The organism is Carboxylicivirga longa (assembly GCF_050589825.1).
Taxonomy (GTDB): Bacteria; Bacteroidota; Bacteroidia; order Bacteroidales; family Marinilabiliaceae; genus Carboxylicivirga; species Carboxylicivirga longa.
This window is the reverse complement of record NZ_JBNGOZ010000006.1, coordinates 139,964-158,132: the sequence shown is the minus strand read 5'-3', so window position 1 is coordinate 158,132 and position 18,169 is coordinate 139,964. Positions and strand designations below refer to the sequence as shown.

The window sequence follows — 18,169 nt, the reverse complement described above, 5'->3', positions numbered from 1 at the left end:
GGCATTCGTCCTATCACAAAAAATACACAACTAAACCTTTCATTTAATGGTGTTGCTTATTGATCCGTATAGGGATCATAGCCGGGGTTTTGCTGTCCCCTTATATTTTTATTCGCTTCCATTTCATTCTGTGGAATTGGATATACAACTTGTGGCTGGGTGTAATCTATCTCAGCCACCTCGCTATTCACATTGCCTTCTTCCTCGCGTTCGAACGGTATGGCACGTCTGAAGTAATCCCAGAAAGTATGACCTTCCAGCACCAGCTCTTTGCGGCGTTCCAGTAAGATATCTTCAATTAATTGCTCTTTGGTTGCAGGCAGTTCGTATTCGCTATCGGTTCGTGCTTTATATACCTCATTGAGGTAGCCGGCAGCCATCGATAAGTCGCTGTTACTTTCAGCCTCCGCTTCGGCAAGGGTCAGAAGCACCTCGGGCAGTCGCACAATGGGTATGTTGTGTACATTGTGGGCGCCATTTACGCCAATATATTTGCGGATGCCTCGCTTGCGTCCTGTCTCGTTATCGCAAATCAGGTAGCTGCGTAAGTCCGATGGCACAGCATTCAGAATAGCTTGTAATGATTTGCTGCCACCATAACCGGCATAGCCGATGCCATCATCCAGTACATCGCCATCATCGGGATGTCCGGGGATGTCAACGGTGGGGTTGCGTACCAATGAATTTAGTGAGTTGGAACCCAGATGATCGGTTTCTGAATAGCCCAATTCCCAAATGTTCTCATTATTGAAAGGTTTAAAATAAGTAGAGGTATAGATGCCATAGGCAATCATATCTCCGGCATCTTTGGCCTTGGTGCAGGCTTCAATGGCTTTGTCCCATTCGCCCAGGTAAAGATGTACGCGTCCCAGCAGGGCGTTGGCTGCCTCGTAGGATATTTTACCTCGCATGATGTCAGATTCTTGCAGATCCAGGATTGCCGCATCAAAATCTGCAACAATCTGATCATAACAGACGGATGCATCTTCGCGGCCTGGAGGGTTGATCAATGCATCCAGATGTTCTTGCTTAGTCAGCAGCAGCGGAACCCCCATTTTGTATTTTTCAGCATAGTGCTCGCCACCGGGCACTGAGAAGATGGGTGGGTAGGCAAATAAACGCATCAGATCGAAATAGGCCAGGGCTCTGATGGCAGTTGCTTCACCCCGGATGCGAGTTACCTCAGCTTCTTCTCCCTGTATGGACTTGATGCCTTCCAGAAGGCTGTTGCAGGCAAAGATGACATCGTAGATCTTATCCCAGGCGTCGCCGGCGTAACCTCCGCTTGTGGAACTCTCGCGGTAAGCATTTTCCCTTTCAAAACGATTGCCAGTATCTTCCACCCAAAAATCGGGTCCCTTTGAAGCTTCAAAGGCATATATTAGGCGGCCATAGTAATCCTCTCCGGTAAGGGCATTGTAAATACCTTCCAATGCCACTTGTGCCCCCTCGGCACTCATAAACACATCTTCTTCCGGCATGGAGGTATAGGGTTTTTTGTCCAGCACATCATCGCAGGCCGAAAGAAATGCGATCATCATTAAAAATATAATTGATATCTTCTTCATTGTAATCACTTTTAAAAATTAACTTTTAATCCGAATGTGTAGGTTGTGGCGGTGGGGTATTGATCCGGGTCGCGGAATCCGCTTAATGAAATTTCCGGATCGAAACCATCCAGTTCAGTGGTTACCCACAGGTTTTCTGCCTGGGCAAAAATTGTGGCAGCGCCTACATTGATGCGGTTAGTAAGTACCTTGGGAATGGAATACTGTAGTTTAATATTTTTCAGCTTCAGATAATCGCCTTTGTACAGATAGCGTGATGAACGATAGCGATCCCAGGTGCTGCTTGAGTTCACACGAATGGGGTTGATGCCTGTTCTGTTATCCGGTGTCCAGCGGTTAAGCTGACTGCGCTCGATGCCCCGGTAGTCGCGGTAACCATCATTTTTGGTGGCGGTACGTCCGGTGTAATCCATCACGTGATGACCTAAACCATAGGTGAAAAGCGCCGACAAATCAAAGCCTTTCCATGATACCGAGGTGGCGATACTACCGCTAATATCAGGCAGCGCCTTTCCCAGAACACGTTTTTCAGCATCATCAAAATCTTTAGTGATGCCATTATTACCGTTTTCATCGGTGTAATACCACTGTTGTTCACCTGTCGATTGATCAATACCAGCCCACTCGGGCATAAACCAGGTGTAGTAACTTTCTCCGTTTCGTTTAATCTGTGTGGAGCCGATGATATCGCTCTCCAGACCCGAGAATTCATTTTTAAGAGTGGCCAGGCTCAGGTCTAAATTCCAGCGAATATCAGTAGTACGCAGCAAGTCAGCCCCCACATTTATTTCAAGACCCTTGTTGCTGAGGCTGGCTGCTGAGTTCTCCAGAATGGAAGTGTAGCCGGATGTGGAGCTTACGGGTAAATCCTGTAACAGATTTTCGGTTTTCCGGTTGTAGTATTCTACGCCCAGGTTCACACGATTGAACAGACGGCCTTCCAGCGCGATGTTGAATACCTTGTTCTCTTCCCAGGTCAGCTCTTCATTGGCTTTGAAGGAAGGTGATCCGGCCGGGTTATTCATGTAGGCACCGCCCACTGAATACAGCGATTGCCATGCATAGATGGCAGAAGGCAAGGTGCCATTGGTTCCGTAGCTGCCTTTGAGCTTCAGGTTATCAATAAAGTCTGCATTGTCCATAAAGGCCTCACCGGAGATGCGCCAGGCTCCTGATATTGACCAGAAGGTGCCGCGTCGGTAATCTTCAGCAAAGCGCGATGACTCATCGCTACGCAGGTTGGCTGATAAATAGTACCTATCGAGATATGAGTAATTAATAGCCGACAGCATGGATGTCATGCTGTACTCTTCGCGCGATCCGCTTACTGAGGATGGGGTAGCAGCCGCACTTAAGTAGTTGGTTTCGTTAGAAGGGAAGTTAACACCATAGGCTGTAACATATTCGTAGTTCAAATCTTCCACCTCAAAGCCCAGGTAACCATTGATGTTATGGTCGTTGTTAAAAGTTTTGTTGAATTGTACCAGGGTGGTGTTCATAAGCTTGCGGCGCCGGGCATCGCGCTCATACAGCGAACCGTTGTTTTTCAGTCCGTCGCCAAAGTCTTTGTTATACCAGTTACGACGCCGGGCATGCGTGTAATCCAAGCTGGTTCGGTTATTAATGTTGATCCAGTCGGTTAGGTTAAGCTGTAAAAATCCTGTGGTTAATATTTTTGTTTGTGGTCTTTTGTATTCGTTATTTTCAGCCACCGCCACCGGGTTTTGGTTGCCATTCACATTTTTAGGCAACGATAGGTTATAGCTGCCATCTTCCAGGTAAACAGGGGCTACCGGAGCAACGGCCAAAGCCGTGTATTGGGGCATGGCATAGCCGTAAGCGTTGGCGCGGGGGCCTTCCTGGTCGCTGTAGGATACCATATTATTAATACCCCAGTGAAGTAGTTGTCCTTTGGGCTTTGATGTTAGATTCATGCGTAGTGAATAACGCTCCAGCGCACTGCCAATCAGTATTCCTTGCTGATTGAAATATTCCATTGAGGCATAGTAGGATACATTATTGCTGCCGCCTTGTGTTGATAGGTTGTACTTTTGGAAAGGGGCAGATTGGGTTACTTCATCGTACCAATTGGTGTCGGCCAGCTTATCAAAGTCAGGACCTTGCTCGCCATCCACAAAAAATTCATCGTAGTAGCCGCCATCGGGGTTGGCAATTCTAAAGTGACTGTTAAACTGACGCTGCGCATACTCATACCAATCATGATAGTTGCGTCCTGATACTTCGTAGCCTTCTTTGTCGGCGTAGATATTTTGTATCTCGGTAAAGAAATCGTCGTAACCCGTTTTACGACGTATCTGATAGTGCATCTCGCCTTCGAGCCATAGCTCCATAAACTCATCTTTGTTTACAAGGTCGGGCTTACTTCCTGAAAATATTTGGGCTACACCTACTTGTACATCAAGGCTATACTTTGGTTTATCCATTTTACGCCCCTGCTTTGTGGTGATTACAATTACCCCGTTGGCACCGCGTGAGCCATACAAAGAAGCCGAGGCAGCATCCTTTAGTACTGTCATTGACTGGATGTCGGAAGGATTGATTGAGTTGAGTGGGTTGGTGGCGTAGTCAGAATTACCCGACATATTCGCCACATCCATAATCACACCGTCAATAACATAGAGGGGAGCATTGGAGGCATTCATAGAGCTGATACCCCGCAGTCGGATACTGTTCATTACACCGGGCTGTCCGGTACCGGTAACGAGTGTGCCCGGCGAGTTACCGCGCAGCACATCCTGAAAGCTCGCCACCGGGCGGTCTTCAATCTTTCTGGCTGAAACCACCGAGGCCGAACCTGTATATGCTTCTTTGGCCACCTGACCATAGCCCGTTACGACTACTTCTTCGATGTCAACCTGTTCTTCCAGCAGGGTAATGTTGATTTGCGATCGCCCTGCAACCTGTACATCTTGTGAAACAAAACCGATGAATGAAAAGGTAAGTATTGCATTGGTATTGTCTACCGTGATGGTATAGCTACCATCAATACCCGTGATAACGCCGTTTTGGGGTTGTGCTTTTGAGTACACATTCACGCCGGGCAAGGGGTCTCCGTTCACGTCAATTACCTTGCCGTTGATGGTAAGCTGTTGTTGCGTCGCTGCTACAGCTTGCTTTGGTATAGCAGTAATCACCACATTGTTTTCAATGATGGTAAAGTGGTATTGGGTGTCTTGCAACAAGGCGTCGAGCACATTATGTACTTCTTCATCTTCAGCAGTTATTGAATAGGTTTGTCGCTGATCAATCTGATCATTTTTGTACAAAAAACCCAGCTCAGTAGCTGATTCAATCTCTTTAAAGATATCGAGCAAGGTGGCATTTTTAACTGTTAGTGTTACTTTTTTAGTTTGACTTATGCTTGCTGCCGATACCGTTAAGCCACACACGACCATAAGAAGGAAGGTGATTTTCATGATGCGTAAAATTTTCCCAATGCCGGAATAAGCCCGGCAGGGTCTGGTTTGCATTTTTTTCATAAATTTGTACTGTTACAATTAAACATTGTGAAACTGTTGACGCAGTTTCTTAAATTCTAAGCAGTAGTCGCTTCCACCTGACTGCTGCTTTTTTTATTGGATCATAATCTCTGTGCCATTAGGTGTTTGTTTGGTATGATATTTAATGTCGGATGAATAGCTAAGGATGTCCAGCACTTTTTCAAGCGGCGTGCTTTTCTGTATCACGCCCGTGAAACGCTCCTTTTCCAGTTCTTTGTTTTTAAAGGTGATGCTTACCCCGTACCAGTTTTCAAGATCGCGGGCAATTTCCCTCAGGGTTTTGTCAATAAATTCAAATTTCGCTTCTTTCCATCTGCCAACAGTGCTTGTATCCACCGTGTTGAGGGTGTATTGCTTGTCTTTAAGTGAGTAAATAAGCTGTTGTCCAGGTGACAATATCTCGCGCAGACTAGATTGAGGCTCACTAACTTCAATTTCGCCTTCTATAAGGGTGGCCGTTACCTGTTGATCTTCTGCGTAGCTTCTGATGTTAAAGCGGGTTCCCAGATCTTCAATTTTTAGTTGTTGGGTATGCACAATAAAGCGTCGATTTTCATTATGCACAACTTCAAACAGGGCTTCACCACTTAAATCCATTTCCAGTAAGTGCTCATTTTGTTTGACCAGGCTAATGTGCGAGTTGGCATTGAGCCATATCACCGAACCATCGGCTAGCAGAACCTTATTAATGCTGCCTTTGCCCGATTCAAAATGGCTGAAATGTATTTGACTATCATCGTGTAGCTTGAATTGCTGCCACACAAGAAGGGAGGATAAAAGGATGATGGCAACAGCTGCATAGCGGCTAAAATAGAGCCATTTTGTTGGTGGTGGTAATAATTTGCGGTAGTGTAGTTTGAACTCCTTTAGCTTTTGCTCTATTCCATCATTGTCTATCAGTTGCTGCCCTTCGGTGAGCGACCACTGTGCCTTTAGTTTTTTATAGGCGGCCAGGTCTTCAGGCGAACGCATAATTTGCGCCCATGTTTCCTGCGCCTCCTTAGGTGAAAGCTGATTTGTAATTAATTTCCAAGTTTTTACTGTGTCCATGGTTTTTTCTCTTCTTCTTACTATAAGACAGAAGTAGAGAAGAATACCCTATACGGTATTAAAAAAAATTAGAGAAAACACCCAATAAGCAGCAGACATCAATATAGTCTTTCAGCTGCACACGAAGTAATTTGAGGGCGCGTGTTATATTCGCCTCCACTGCTTTTACCGATATGTTAAGTTGCTTTGCTATGGCCTTATTTCTTAGTCCCTGAAAGCGACTGAGTTCAAAAACTTTTCGGCATTGAGAAGGCATCTGTTCCAGGCTTTTCTTTAGCAGGTGCTGAATTTCATCGAAGGCAACATCTGATAAGTCAAGCTGATCCAATACTTCGATGTGTATCTGATTTTGCCGAATCTGGTACTCAGTGTAATGCCTTTTCGTATTCTCTCTTTCAAGGTGATTAATGCATTTATTTTTCAGGCTTGTGTATAGCCATGATTTGATACTTGCTGTATTTACACATGACAGATTTTCTTTGTTGGTCCACAACGCCAAAAATGTTTCCTGCACCAGGTTTTCAGCCTCGGCGTCGCTGTTAACATACTGAATGGCGAAAAAAAACAGGGCATTGAAAGAAGCTTTATAGAGAACCTCAAAAGCTTGCTCGTCCCCTGACTTTAAACGGTCAATATCAATGGTTTGTAGTACGAGCATTTCTCGTATGGTTTTGTTTTGGGTAATGTATTTTGGTTAAAAGAAGTTTAAATTAATAAAAATCATTAAAAATACTGATCACATTATTTATCTTTTTTCAATTATCCATGTTTTTTGGTCGAAATATAGGCAATGAGGCACGGGGTAAATCTGTTGGTATCCCTGCATTAATGGATGGTTATTTCCTTCTATCCTTTTGGCTTGTTCAGGTGGGGGGAAAGTACTAATTTAGTAACGCATAGTTGTATGGTGTAATTCCCCTTTAGATAACTTTTAAGAATATGCTATGCACCGTGTAATGTGGAATGTTAAATGATAGATTTATGAGAAATACATCAGAACTTATAGAGCGCGTGATGGCGTTGATGGCAGATGAATTTATGGTTTACATTCAACGCTCAAACAGTCGGATAGTAGCACTTCCATCAGGTTTGGAAACGACTGATTTTATGGATTTAACCGATGATTATGATTTGCTCATGGAAGAGGTAGAGCAAAATCCCAACGACTACTATCAGGTGGAACCACTTTCATCGCGTGAGATTTATAACCTGATGATGGATTTTTCTTTAGAGCAGGAACGGGTTGATAGTCTTTGTCTGGTAAAAGCGCTGCGCACCAAAGAACCTCTTAATAATTTCAAGGTGGCATTGAAAACACTTGGGCCGGTTATGGAGTCGTCGTGGCAAACTTATTACAGCGATCGCTTGCGGCGCATTCTCCGGAGTCGTTTTTGTAAGGAGCACATACACGTAATGAACGAAAACTGCAATGAGGATAATGTTTGATGTTAATTCCTATAAGTAGCTATTCATGAGTGAGATGGCTTCTGCTTTATAGCCTGTCCCAAACAGGTTAAGATGGTTTAAGATATGATATAGGCGATAGATGTTCTCCCGGTATTCATACCCGTCGGGTAGTGGATAAAAGTCTTGATAACTTTTGTAAAAAGTAGCCTCAAAGCCGCCAAAAAGTCGTGTCATGGCCAGGTCGGCTTCACGGTGACCATAATACACGGCCGGATCGATGAGTACTGGTTCACCCCAGACATCCACCAGGTAATTACCGCCCCATAAATCGCCGTGTAAAAGGCAAGGGGGCTCTTGGCTGCCTTCAAGAATGGTTGAAAGGCGCTTTTCAATATTATTAAAAGCCTTTTTAAGGGGTTCGTCAGCGTAGCCATTTTGCTCTGCCAAACGGTATTGGTAAAGCAATCGATGTGTGAAGTAAAAATCTGTCCAGCTGTTGGAAGGAGTATTGATTTGTGGTGTGGCCCCAATGTAATTGTCTTCATAGAAACCAAAATGACTGCCTTGCTGCTTGTGGAGTTGTGCGAAATGGCGGCCGAAAGTGGCGAAAAAATCAGCCTTCTTAGGGCCTGTTTCAATGGGTTCCAGCAAGAGGAAATCATCATGTTCCAGCAACACCTTCGGTACCCTTATTGCCCCTGCTTTGCTGAGTTCTTTCAGGCCGTTGGCCTCTTTTATAAAGGCTTTGTGCGGGCCACCTTCCTTTAAAAAGAAACGGCGCCCATCATCGGCAGTTAGAAGGCTTGATTGCGCAATGCAGCCACCCCCCACCGCTTGCTGATGGGTGATGCTGCATTGTAGCGCGGCTTCAATGTGCTTAATGCTTTTGTTGCTCATTACGCTGTATATGATTTAACAAGCCTTCGCAGGCGTCTTCCAGCAAATCCAGTACGAGCTCGAACCCGGCCGCCCCGCCGTAATAGGGATCAGGTACTGAATCATGCGTGTGCTGTTTACAGAAGTTAGTCATCTTATGTATTTTGGCAGCGTTTGTCTCATCCGGGCATCGCAGAAGGAGGTCGTCCATATTCTGATCATCCATACCAATGATGTAATCAAAATGCCTGAAATCGTCAGGGCTTTTTACAGGGCGGCTGATACTACTTAGTGTAATTCCCCGGTTGACCGCATGCCGCTGCATACGCTGATCGGCCGGTTCGCCGGCATGGTAAGCGGTGATGCCCGCCGAGTCTATTTCATACTGATCACTCAGTCCCTGCTGCTCAAGGATGGACTTCATTACCGCTTCGGCACTGGGGCTTCGGCAGATATTACCCAGGCATACAAATAATATTTTTGTTTTATCCATGCTGTGCATCTTTTAATTGAAGGCCTGAAATTGGCTTAATTTTTATAAACAAACCAGCCTACGTGTTGTTTTTCTTATTGAATTTTATTTGTTTAGATGACTTTTTTCTAAATAGTGGAAAAAATGGTAACCGAAGGGCTGCCTTAATAATAAACTTTACATGACGATGAGAAAAATAGCAAGTATAACTTTAGGCTTAATAATTAGCTGCTCTTTTGGAGCGGTGGCGCAGGAAGATTATAAAGATCTTCATGAAAAATATGAATATACTGCCGAAGCCAAACATGAGGTACTGAGTATTGACTATGATGATATACGCTTTAAGAAACGACCCAAGAATATTATATTCTTTATTGGTGATGGTATGGGGGTAGCTCAGGTATTTTCCGGAATAACGGTTAACGGGAGCCTTAATCTGGAGCAAATGCCATACATCGGATTTAGTAAGACCCAAAGTGCCAATCGATATGTAACCGATTCGGCAGCTGGAGGAACGGCTCTTTCAACGGGGAAGAGAACCTATAATGGAGCCATTGGAGTGGATGAGGATGGTAATAAACTAACTACCATATTGGAGTATGCCGAGCGCAATGGCAAAGCCACCGGATTAGTTTCTACCTCGGCCATTACGCATGCCACGCCCGCTTCTTTTATAGCTCATCAGCCCAAGCGGAGCATGTATGAAGAGATAGCTGCTGACTTTTTGAATACTGATATTGATGTGTTTATTGGTGGAGGTGCCGATTTTTTCACCAAACGGGCGGATGGTCGTAATCTGGTACTCGAACTGAATGAGAAAGGTTATCAGGTGGGCTATGATATTGATGAGGTAGATGAGGTGCGCGAAGGCAAGCTAGCCGTGCTAACGGCTGTTGGTCACAATCCCGGCTACCGCGATCGTGGCGAAATGCTCACCAAGTCAACTTCCAAGGCCATTGAGGTATTGAGCAATGCCGATAGCAAAGGTTTTTTTCTGATGGTAGAAGGCAGTCAGATTGATTGGGGCGGCCACCAGAATGATGCTTCCTATGTAACAGGTGAAGTGCTGGATATGGACAAAGCACTGGCCAAGGCATTGGCCTTTGCCGCCAAAGATCGACGCACGCTCGTGGTGGTAACTGCCGACCACGAGACCGGCGGTATGACCATCAATGATGGGAATCCTGCCGAGGGCTATGTGAAGTCGGCCTTTACCACGGGGCATCACACGGCCGTGATGGTTCCTGTATTTGCTTTTGGTGCCGGTGCTGAGGAGTTTATTGGCACCTACAATAATACGGAGGTGTTCGAAAAAATGTATCAGCTGTTTAAGTTTAAGCAAAAAGATAAGGATAACTAAGGTGACTGATTGTGCATAGTCACTGCTCATAAGAATTGTTTCAAGGGTGTTCGTTTCGGATGCCCTTTTTTATTTCTATTTTCGCAACTAAAAGAACAAAGCTATGCAGCCAACATATAAACACGAACTGGAATTTAAAGTGCGCGATTACGAATGTGATTTACAGGGCATTGTGAATAATTCGGTATATCAGAATTACCTTGAGCATGCCCGCCATGAGTTCCTTAATTCCGTGGGGGTTAATTTTAAAGACCTTTACGACCGTGGTATTGTGGCGGTGGTGGCTCGCATTGATCTGGCCTATAAAACGCCGCTTAAGAGCAACGATGGCTTTGTGGTGCGCACACGTGTGGAGCACAAAGGCATTAAATATATGTTTTATCAGGATATCTATCGTCTTCCCGATGAGAAGCTGTGCCTGAAAGGAACGGTAACCACTACTACACTTGTTGATGGTAAACTGGCGGTGTGCGATGAGTTAGCAAAGGCTTTAAGGTAATTATGGGTTCGATAAAAGAATGCTCATAAAATTGTTTCATCTAAAAAACGCAAAGCACTGTGCCAAGTTCGCATATAGCATTAATTTGCATGTCTATATTTTTTGCATGCCTGGCGCATTTAATCTTTGCGTGCTTAGCAAGAACTCTTATTGTTTTTGATTGTCAGTGTTTTTGTTGTTTATAAACTTAATATACCTGTACACTATAGCTCAACGCCAACCGGACAGTGATCGGAGCCCATGATATCTTGCAGTATGAAAGCGTCTTTCAAATGGGGCAGCAGGCTTTCGCTGGCCAGGAAATAGTCGATTCTCCAACCTACATTCTTGCCGCGGGCACCGGCACGATAGCTCCACCATGAGTACTGATTGGTAGCGGTGGGATGGAAGTGTCGGAAGGTATCTTTGAAGCCACCCTGTGTGAAACGATCCATGCCATCAATCTCCTCCTGCATAAAGCCAGCCGATTTGTTATAGTTGGGCTTGGGGCGAGCCAGGTCAATATCGGTATGTGCCACGTTAAAATCGCCACAGACCAATACCGGTTTCTTCTCTTCCAGTTGTTTCAGGTAGTCAAAAAAGTCTTTGTCCCAGCTTTGGCGATAACTCAGGCGCTTTAGCTCACTGCCTGAGTTGGGCACATATACCGTTACCAGGTAGAAATTATCGTACTCGGCACACAGCACACGGCCTTCTTGGTCGTGCTCCTCAATGCCCATATCTTTCGTCACGCTCAGTGGCTTTTGTTTGCTGATGATGGCGGTTCCGGAATAGCCTTTTTTAACAGCAGAATTAGACACGATATGATACTCGCTAAAATCGGCTAATGCCTCTGCTACCTGTTCGTCTTGTGCTTTAGTTTCCTGAAGGCAAACAATGTCGGCATCCATCTGCTTGAATGAGTCCGCAAATTTTTTTTTCATAACGGCGCGTATGCCATTAACGTTCCATGATATTATCTTCATAAGTAGTTACGTGTTGTGAAGCGGCAAAATAATCATTCTGCCCGGTGCTGCCAAACAAAATGTAAGTGCTGCTAAAACTGTATTTTTTCAGCTGATGGTTTTTCATGCAAGGCAATTTATGTCCTTGCTGTTTTTGAATGTGTATGAAAACGTTTACCGCCTTTGAAGCTTAATTGCTGGTCGAGTAGTTTTCTTTGATCTGCATCGGCAAGCAGATAACTTTGGCAATCGTTGCCGCAACAGGCATTGTATTTCTCGCGGCAGCTGCTGCATTGGATAAAAAGCAGGTTGCAGCGTGCATTGGCACAGTTGGTATGTGTGTCGCACACCGCCCCGCACTGATGGCAGTGGCTGATAATGTGATTACTGATGCGCTCGCCCAGGCGCTTGTCGAACACAAAGTTCTTGCCCACAAACTTATTCTCCAGCTTATCTGTTTCCACCTGACGGGAGTAATCGATGATGCCGCCCAGTAGCTGATTGACATCGGTAAAGCCGTGATGTTTCAGGTAGGCGCTTGTTTTTTCGCAGCGCACCCCGCCCGTGCAGTACAGTAGTATCTTTTTATCTTTCTGATCTTTCAGTCTCTCAATCACTTCGGGTAGCTCTTCTTTAAAAGTGTCGGACTGAGGTAGAACGGCACCTGCAAAATGACCAATCTCACTCTCGTAGTGGTTGCGCATATCCACCACCACAGCACCCTCTTCCATGGCGCGGTTCCATTGTTGAGCCGTTAGATGTTGTCCCACATTGCTCACGTCATACTCTTTGGGCGAGAGGCCGTCAGCCACAATCTGCCGGCGCACTTTTACCTGTAGCTTCAGAAAGGACTGTCCATTATCTTCCACTGCAATTTTAAAGGGTACGTCTTTGAATTCGGGTAGGGCATAGAGTGCTTCTTTAAAGTCGTGCCAGTGATGATCAGGCACACTCATTTGTGCATTGATGCCCTCTTTGGCCAGGTAGATGCGCCCATAGCATCCAAGGCGATCCCACTGATAGTAGAGCTGATCGCGCATAGCGGCAGGATCATCAATGAGCACGTAACGGTAAAAGGAGACCGTGGTACGTGAAAATGTCTCATTGGCCAAACGCTCTTTTAATTGTTGGGGACTCAGTCGGTTAATCAGGTGTTTCTTGCTGCTGTTGGGATCCATAATTCTATGATTAGGTTGCAAAAATATAAAAATACCTTAATATCTGAAATTAGGATTAGATGCAAAAAATAAGCTGCCAAAATTGACAGCCTATTCCTTATGTCATAGAAGTCATAACTCATTTATCGCTACTGACCTCTTTTTTTTTACAAACCGCTAAAGTCAATATCCTTAAAAAGAAGCGTTGGACTCAGCACGCTTGAATAAGCGTAGGGATCGTTGCCCAACTCACTCAGCTGTTGCCAGAAGCTATTTGCGTTACCCGAGATATTCATCTCATTCACAGGTTTCACCACTTTCCCGTCTTCAATGAGGAAGCCGGACACGCCATAGGAAAAATCCCCGGTGGTTGCGTTGGCATTGCCTCCATTAAAGGCCGTTACAAAAATACCTGACTTCACCTCTTTAACCATCTCATTAAACCCTCTGTTGCCCAACTGGAAGCGGATGTTAGAGGTAGAGCCGCCATTGGGTGTCATGCCCAGCTTACGGCCATAATAATTATCGATGTAATAATCTTTTAGAACACCTTTTTCAATCATCACACGTTCTCTGGCGGCAATACCCTGACCATCGTAGAGGCGTGATGCAAAACCTCCTGGAATGAAGGGGTCATCGATAAGGGTGAGGGCGGGCGAGGCGATTTGCTGCCCCAGCTTACCCTCCAGATAGGAGCTTTTTTGCTGTAAGGCGCGGGCCGACATGGGACCCATAAACATATAAAGCAAACGCCCTGCTGTACGGTTTTCAATGAGCATATCGTATTTGCCCGATGCTATTTTTGTCTGGCCTATTTTGCGGAGTGCCATCTCTGCAGCTTGTTGTCCAATGGATTCCACGGAAGGGATGTCTTTGAAGAAGCGGCCGCCGGCCCAATCACCGCCACTGGGGCGTGCATCACCATCTTTAACGGTTACTGAGCCCGATGCTCCAAAGAAGGTGGATGTTTTTTCCGCCATCAGACCGTTGCTGTGCACCAGCACCTGCTCGGATTGACTGTCCCAATATCCACCGGTGGCCGAAATAATCTTGTCGCTCTGTGCCAGGGCGCTTTGCTCAATGGTTTTGGCTATCTCAATTTTTTGCTCCGGTGTAACCTTTTCAAAGCCCGGATCTAGCATCTGTAGATCTCGGCTTAAGTCAGTGGGATATAGTGCGGCATCGGGCAAGGCACGGTATTCATCGGCACTTAGGTATTGAGTAGAGGCAACGGCCTCGCTAATGAATCGTTCCAGCTCTTTTTTATCCAGGTTATTGGTGGAGTGATTGGAATATTTACGATCGCGATATATGCTGAGTGACAGTCCGTTGGTGGTTGATTCTTTGATGACTTCGATTTTTTGTTCCCTTACTTCCACCTCCGATTCGCGTGCTTTACTGATGGATGCTGCCACCTGGCTGGCGCCTTTCTTTTGGGCGTATTCTACCGCCCACAATGCCAGTTCTTGTCGTTCTTTATTGTTCATTTTTAATTGTTTTTCGGGTTAGACAGATTAAGCATTCACACCGCCAACGGTTATTTTCGATACCTTAACGGTGGGTAAGCCCTGCGATACGGGTACGCCTTGTCCGTTTTTACCGCAGGTCCAGCCACCCTCGGCCATCTTCAGGTCATCGGCCACCATTTCAATGTCAGCCAGCACTTTGGGGCCATTACCAATGATGTTGATGTCTTTGATGGGGCGGGTAAGCTTACCGTCTTCAATGAGATAGCCCGACTTTACGTAGAAAGTAAAATCGCCGGCGCCGATCATCACCTGTCCGTTGGAGAACGACTCGGCATACACTCCATACTTCACACTTTCAATAATCTCATCTTTTTTATGGGGACCATTTTCCATGTAGGTATTGCGCATACGGGGCATGGGCATGTGGCGGAACGATTCGCGGCGTCCGTTGCCGGTGGGTTTCACCCCATAGTGTTTGGCGCTGATGCGGTCGTGCAGGTACGAGGCCATGGTGCCGCCTTCTACCAGGTAGGTTTTTTGCGTGTCGTTGCCCTCATCATCCACATTGATAGAACCACGGATGTTGGGGTTGGTGCCATCATCCACAATGCTCACAAAATCTTTGGCCACCTGCTTACCCATCTTATCGCTAAAGATGGAAGTGCCTTTGCGGTTAAAATCAGCCTCCATGCCATGCCCAATGGCTTCGTGGAGCAGGATGCCCGAGCTACCGGCTGCCAACACTACGGGTAACTCACCGGCTTTGGGTTTCACGGCATCGAAGAGCGATACAGTACGTTTTACCGCTTCGGTGGCCAGCGTGTTTATGGCTTCGGGAGTAAAGAACTCAATGCCGCGGCGTCCTGAGTAATCGAAGTAATTTTGTTCTTTTTGGCCATTCTGCTCAGCGGTAACACTCACCGACAGTTGTGCCATGGGCTGATAATCACAGGTGAGGCGTCCCTCGGAGTTGGCAAAGAGCACATACGAGGTCTCATCGTTAAACCACACATTAGATTTGATGACACGTCCATCCAAGGAAAATACTTTTTCGTTGACCTGTTGGAGGTAGGGAATTTTTTCGTTGATGGAAACCTTTTCCCAGGGCGTATTTATTTTGTAGTAACTGGGTAGTTTGGGTGTTGTAAAGGCCACGGTTGCTTTTGTAGTGCCACTGTTGGCAATACTGGCTGCCGTGCGTGCTGCCGATTTCATGGCTTCCGCACTTACCTCCTCGCTGAAGGAATAGCCTGTTTGGTCACCTTTTAGGACCCGGATGCCCACACCAAAGCTAACATCGGAATAGGCACGGTTAACAGCATTGTCCTCAAGGCCAATGTAGTTGGCGATGCTGTGCTGAAAAAACACATCGCAGTAATCACCGCCCTTGGCAAGTCCTTCGGCAATAATTTGTTGAATCAAAGCTTCGCTAACTCCAAAATGTTCTAAATAGTCGTGAATTGTCATGTTGCTTCCAATTTTAGCCGGTGTGGTGCTGCAAGCAGTGAGAGCATGCGGCAGTACGGCAGCTCCAATGGCTGTTACTGTACCGGCTTTCAAGAAATCTCGTCGGTTAATATTTGTTTTCATTTTCAAAGATTGCTGGGCGGGGTAATCGCTGTCAATCGATTGTCCCATCCAAGGGTTTGTAGATAATGAGGTTATTGTCATCCAGGATAAGCTAGGCTGCTGCTGCTTTGCCCTGAAGAGCAGAAAGCTAATAAATGGGGACATGTAGCTTACTGAGCAATAAAGATATTCTTTATCCTTGTGAAAAACAAAGGGTAAGCGCAGACTATCTGCGGTGAAACACATTGCCAACAAAGTGGAGGCCGTGAATGATATTGTTGCGCCAATAGCTCCAGTTGTGGGCGCCATCGCGGATGCGGTACTCGTGCTGAATGCCTAAATTGCGCATCGTTACATGAAGGGCTGCATTGCCCCGGTACAGAAAGTCATCATCACCACAGTCGATATAATACTGAACGGTTTTAATTTTTTCCAGTTCTCCATTTTTTAGTAGGTTCAGCACGTTATTATCCAGCCAGTGCCGGGGTAGCTCGCCCTTATCATTTAAGGAACCATAAATGGGGGCAAACCACTCTTTGTAACCATCGCTCAGGTGTTCTTTCATTTCTGCATCGGTGTAAACGGCGGCACTGAAGACAGCACAGGCTCCCAACACATCGGGGTGCTTAATGGCATATAGCAAGGCACCGTGGCCTCCCATGGAAAGCCCAGCAATAGCTCTGAACTGGCGATTTTGTCGAATGCGATAGCGTCCTTCAATCTGGGGAATGAACTCTTGAAAGAACATATCTTCATAAGGATCGGTACCGTCAAATTTGTTAACATACCAGCTTACCTTGGCATCGGGCATCACAATAATCATGGGTGGAATCTGTCCTTCCTCTATGGCTTTATCGGCAATTCGGTTCACCTCCCCAAACTGTACCCATGCCGTTTCATTGTCGCTATAGCCATGCAGGAGGTAGAGAACGGGGTAGGCGCGTTCCGATGTGTCGTAGCAAGGTGGCAGATAGATGGAGTAATGAACATCGTAGCCCGTTATTTTACTGGCCAGGTTATGGCCTTCAATAACTTTTCCGCGGGGTGTTTGAGCAGCTACTGTATAGGCAATGAGTAGAAAGGTGAAGGATAGGAGTTTTTTCATTTTTATGATACAATTTATGTTTTTTTTCTGATTATTTCAGCAAAATTTTATGGCTTATGCGAGGCGATTGAATTCAAGGATTGAATCTTTTCGGTATAGAAAATCATTGTCACTATAGTTGATGCAGAACCGTAGGTCTTTTGTTTGAGAAGCTCTAAATTGCAAAGTGGAAACAAAAAACCCGCACAGTAAAAAAAACGCCAAGTACACAAAGGATTGTTCTTGCGTACTTGGCGAATATCTTAGCGATCTTAGCGTGAGGCTACTTATCTACCAAAGTTTTTCAGGGTAGATGCCATCGGCAATCAGCTTGTTAAGCTTGTCTTGCACCATGGGCTTATCTTCTTTATAGGTAACGCCAAACCATTTGGCATCGGTGCGTATCACTTTGGTGGTGGCTTCGCCTTTTTGAATCATAGCATCGGCTACCGAGTTAAAGTAAAACTCCGATTTCATTTCCTGACCTTTTTCCTTCAGAAAATCCACAAAAGCACTTTCCAGATGCTGGAAATATTCAGGTTTAAAGGCCCAGAAGTTCATCGATACAGCTTCGTTACCTGTTAGTTCTGTTTTCTCATCACCTTCGTAGAAAAATATTTTATCACCTTCACAGCCTATCTTAGTGCGTTCCACCACCTTGCGTAGCAAGTCATCGGCGTTGGTTTCGCATACGCCGCGCGACACGGTACCATGTTCCGAAAGGGTGTTTTTCAGGGCGTAACCCACCATGGCATATTCACTGGCACTCTTGCTTGTATTCATGAAGTCAACCACTTGCTTGTAGGCTTCGCGTCCGTAGAAGTCATCTGCGTTGATGATGGCAAAAGGTTCTTTAATCGCATCTTTGGCCATTAGGATGGCGTGCCCCGTACCCCAGGGTTTCTCGCGACCCTCTGGCACGTTAAAGCCCGCGGGTAGCTTGTTCAAATCCTGATAAACGTACTCGGTTTTAATTTTACCGGCCAGGCGGGGTTCAAAACGCGCTTTAAAAGCTTCTGCAAAGTCCTCGCGAATCACGAAAACAACTTTTTCAAAGCCAGCCTCAATGGCATCATACACCGAGTAGTCAATAATTGATTCTCCATGCGGACCCAGCTCATCCATCTGTTTCAGTCCGCCGTAACGACTTCCCATGCCTGCTGCTAAAATCAAAAGTGTTGGTTTCATCTGTT

The 18,169-nt window shown here is 45.7% G+C and carries 16 protein-coding genes; 3 read left to right on the top strand and 13 right to left on the bottom strand.

The features are described from left to right. Positions 1–56: 56 nt before the first annotated feature. The 4 genes from ACRD7A_RS07245 to ACRD7A_RS07230 form a co-directional block, all read right to left on the bottom strand. On the bottom strand, positions 57–1,568 hold the full coding sequence (locus tag ACRD7A_RS07245) for a RagB/SusD family nutrient uptake outer membrane protein (protein WP_430810466.1): 1,512 nt from the start codon (positions 1,566–1,568) through the stop codon (positions 57–59). A gap of 11 nt (positions 1,569–1,579) precedes the next feature. Further along, a complete protein-coding gene (locus tag ACRD7A_RS07240) occupies positions 1,580–5,059 on the bottom strand; it encodes a SusC/RagA family TonB-linked outer membrane protein (RefSeq protein WP_430817938.1) in 3,480 nt (1,159 codons plus the stop codon). 102 nt (positions 5,060–5,161) lie between these two features. Beyond that, positions 5,162–6,139: a FecR family protein gene (locus ACRD7A_RS07235; RefSeq protein ID WP_430810464.1), complete on the bottom strand. Its 978-nt coding sequence runs from the start codon at positions 6,137–6,139 to the stop codon at positions 5,162–5,164. A 58-nt stretch (positions 6,140–6,197) separates the two neighbouring features. Next, the gene (locus ACRD7A_RS07230) at positions 6,198–6,797 is read right to left on the bottom strand and encodes an RNA polymerase sigma-70 factor (protein WP_430810463.1); all 600 of its coding nucleotides are present in this window, start codon (positions 6,795–6,797) and stop codon (positions 6,198–6,200) included. 323 nt (positions 6,798–7,120) lie between these two features. On the opposite strand from ACRD7A_RS07230, the gene ACRD7A_RS07225 reads away from it, so the two are divergent. Next, positions 7,121–7,585, top strand: coding sequence for a UPF0158 family protein (locus tag ACRD7A_RS07225; RefSeq protein WP_430810462.1), 465 nt, complete (start codon positions 7,121–7,123; stop codon positions 7,583–7,585). Between the two features lie 9 nt (positions 7,586–7,594). Here ACRD7A_RS07225 and ACRD7A_RS07220 read toward each other — a convergent pair whose 3' ends face one another. Together ACRD7A_RS07220 and ACRD7A_RS07215 are read right to left on the bottom strand one after the other, a co-directional pair. Further along, on the bottom strand, positions 7,595–8,443 hold the full coding sequence (locus tag ACRD7A_RS07220) for a fructosamine kinase family protein (RefSeq protein ID WP_430810461.1): 849 nt from the start codon (positions 8,441–8,443) through the stop codon (positions 7,595–7,597). Then, positions 8,424–8,915 carry a low molecular weight protein-tyrosine-phosphatase gene (locus tag ACRD7A_RS07215; protein WP_430810460.1) on the bottom strand — a complete coding sequence of 164 codons (492 nt, stop codon included), beginning with the start codon at positions 8,913–8,915 and terminating at the stop codon, positions 8,424–8,426. The genes ACRD7A_RS07220 and ACRD7A_RS07215 overlap by 20 nt, the downstream gene beginning before the upstream one ends. 166 nt (positions 8,916–9,081) lie before the next feature. Here ACRD7A_RS07215 and ACRD7A_RS07210 point away from each other — a divergent pair, with 166 nt between their 5' ends. Further along, complete coding sequence (locus ACRD7A_RS07210; protein ID WP_430810459.1) at positions 9,082–10,254, top strand: alkaline phosphatase; 1,173 nt, start codon at positions 9,082–9,084, stop codon at positions 10,252–10,254. Between the two features lie 103 nt (positions 10,255–10,357). Next, complete coding sequence (locus tag ACRD7A_RS07205) at positions 10,358–10,753, top strand: acyl-CoA thioesterase (RefSeq protein WP_430810458.1); 396 nt, start codon at positions 10,358–10,360, stop codon at positions 10,751–10,753. Positions 10,754–10,956: 203 nt separating this feature from the next. Here the strand turns inward: ACRD7A_RS07205 and ACRD7A_RS07200 are convergent, their stop codons facing one another. The 7 genes from ACRD7A_RS07200 to ACRD7A_RS07170 all read right to left on the bottom strand — a co-directional run bounded on the left by ACRD7A_RS07200 (position 10,957) and on the right by ACRD7A_RS07170 (position 18,164). Beyond that, positions 10,957–11,718: an exodeoxyribonuclease III gene (locus ACRD7A_RS07200; RefSeq protein ID WP_430810457.1), complete on the bottom strand. Its 762-nt coding sequence runs from the start codon at positions 11,716–11,718 to the stop codon at positions 10,957–10,959. Further along, on the bottom strand, positions 11,693–11,824 hold the full coding sequence (locus ACRD7A_RS07195; RefSeq protein ID WP_430810456.1) for a hypothetical protein: 132 nt from the start codon (positions 11,822–11,824) through the stop codon (positions 11,693–11,695). Before ACRD7A_RS07195 ends, ACRD7A_RS07200 begins: the two co-directional genes overlap by 26 nt. Positions 11,825–11,834: 10 nt before the next feature. Then, positions 11,835–12,875: an oxygen-dependent tRNA uridine(34) hydroxylase TrhO gene (gene trhO, locus ACRD7A_RS07190; protein ID WP_430810455.1), complete on the bottom strand. Its 1,041-nt coding sequence runs from the start codon at positions 12,873–12,875 to the stop codon at positions 11,835–11,837. 146 nt (positions 12,876–13,021) lie between these two features. Then, the gene (locus tag ACRD7A_RS07185) at positions 13,022–14,341 is read right to left on the bottom strand and encodes a TldD/PmbA family protein (protein WP_430810454.1); all 1,320 of its coding nucleotides are present in this window, start codon (positions 14,339–14,341) and stop codon (positions 13,022–13,024) included. A 27-nt stretch (positions 14,342–14,368) separates the two neighbouring features. After that, on the bottom strand, positions 14,369–15,961 hold the full coding sequence (locus tag ACRD7A_RS07180) for a metallopeptidase TldD-related protein (RefSeq protein WP_430810453.1): 1,593 nt from the start codon (positions 15,959–15,961) through the stop codon (positions 14,369–14,371). Positions 15,962–16,118: 157 nt separating this feature from the next. Beyond that, positions 16,119–16,997, bottom strand: coding sequence for an alpha/beta hydrolase (locus ACRD7A_RS07175; protein WP_430810452.1), 879 nt, complete (start codon positions 16,995–16,997; stop codon positions 16,119–16,121). Positions 16,998–17,267: 270 nt separating this feature from the next. After that, a complete protein-coding gene (locus ACRD7A_RS07170; protein WP_430810451.1) occupies positions 17,268–18,164 on the bottom strand; it encodes a nucleotidyltransferase family protein in 897 nt (298 codons plus the stop codon). Positions 18,165–18,169: the final 5 nt, after the last annotated feature.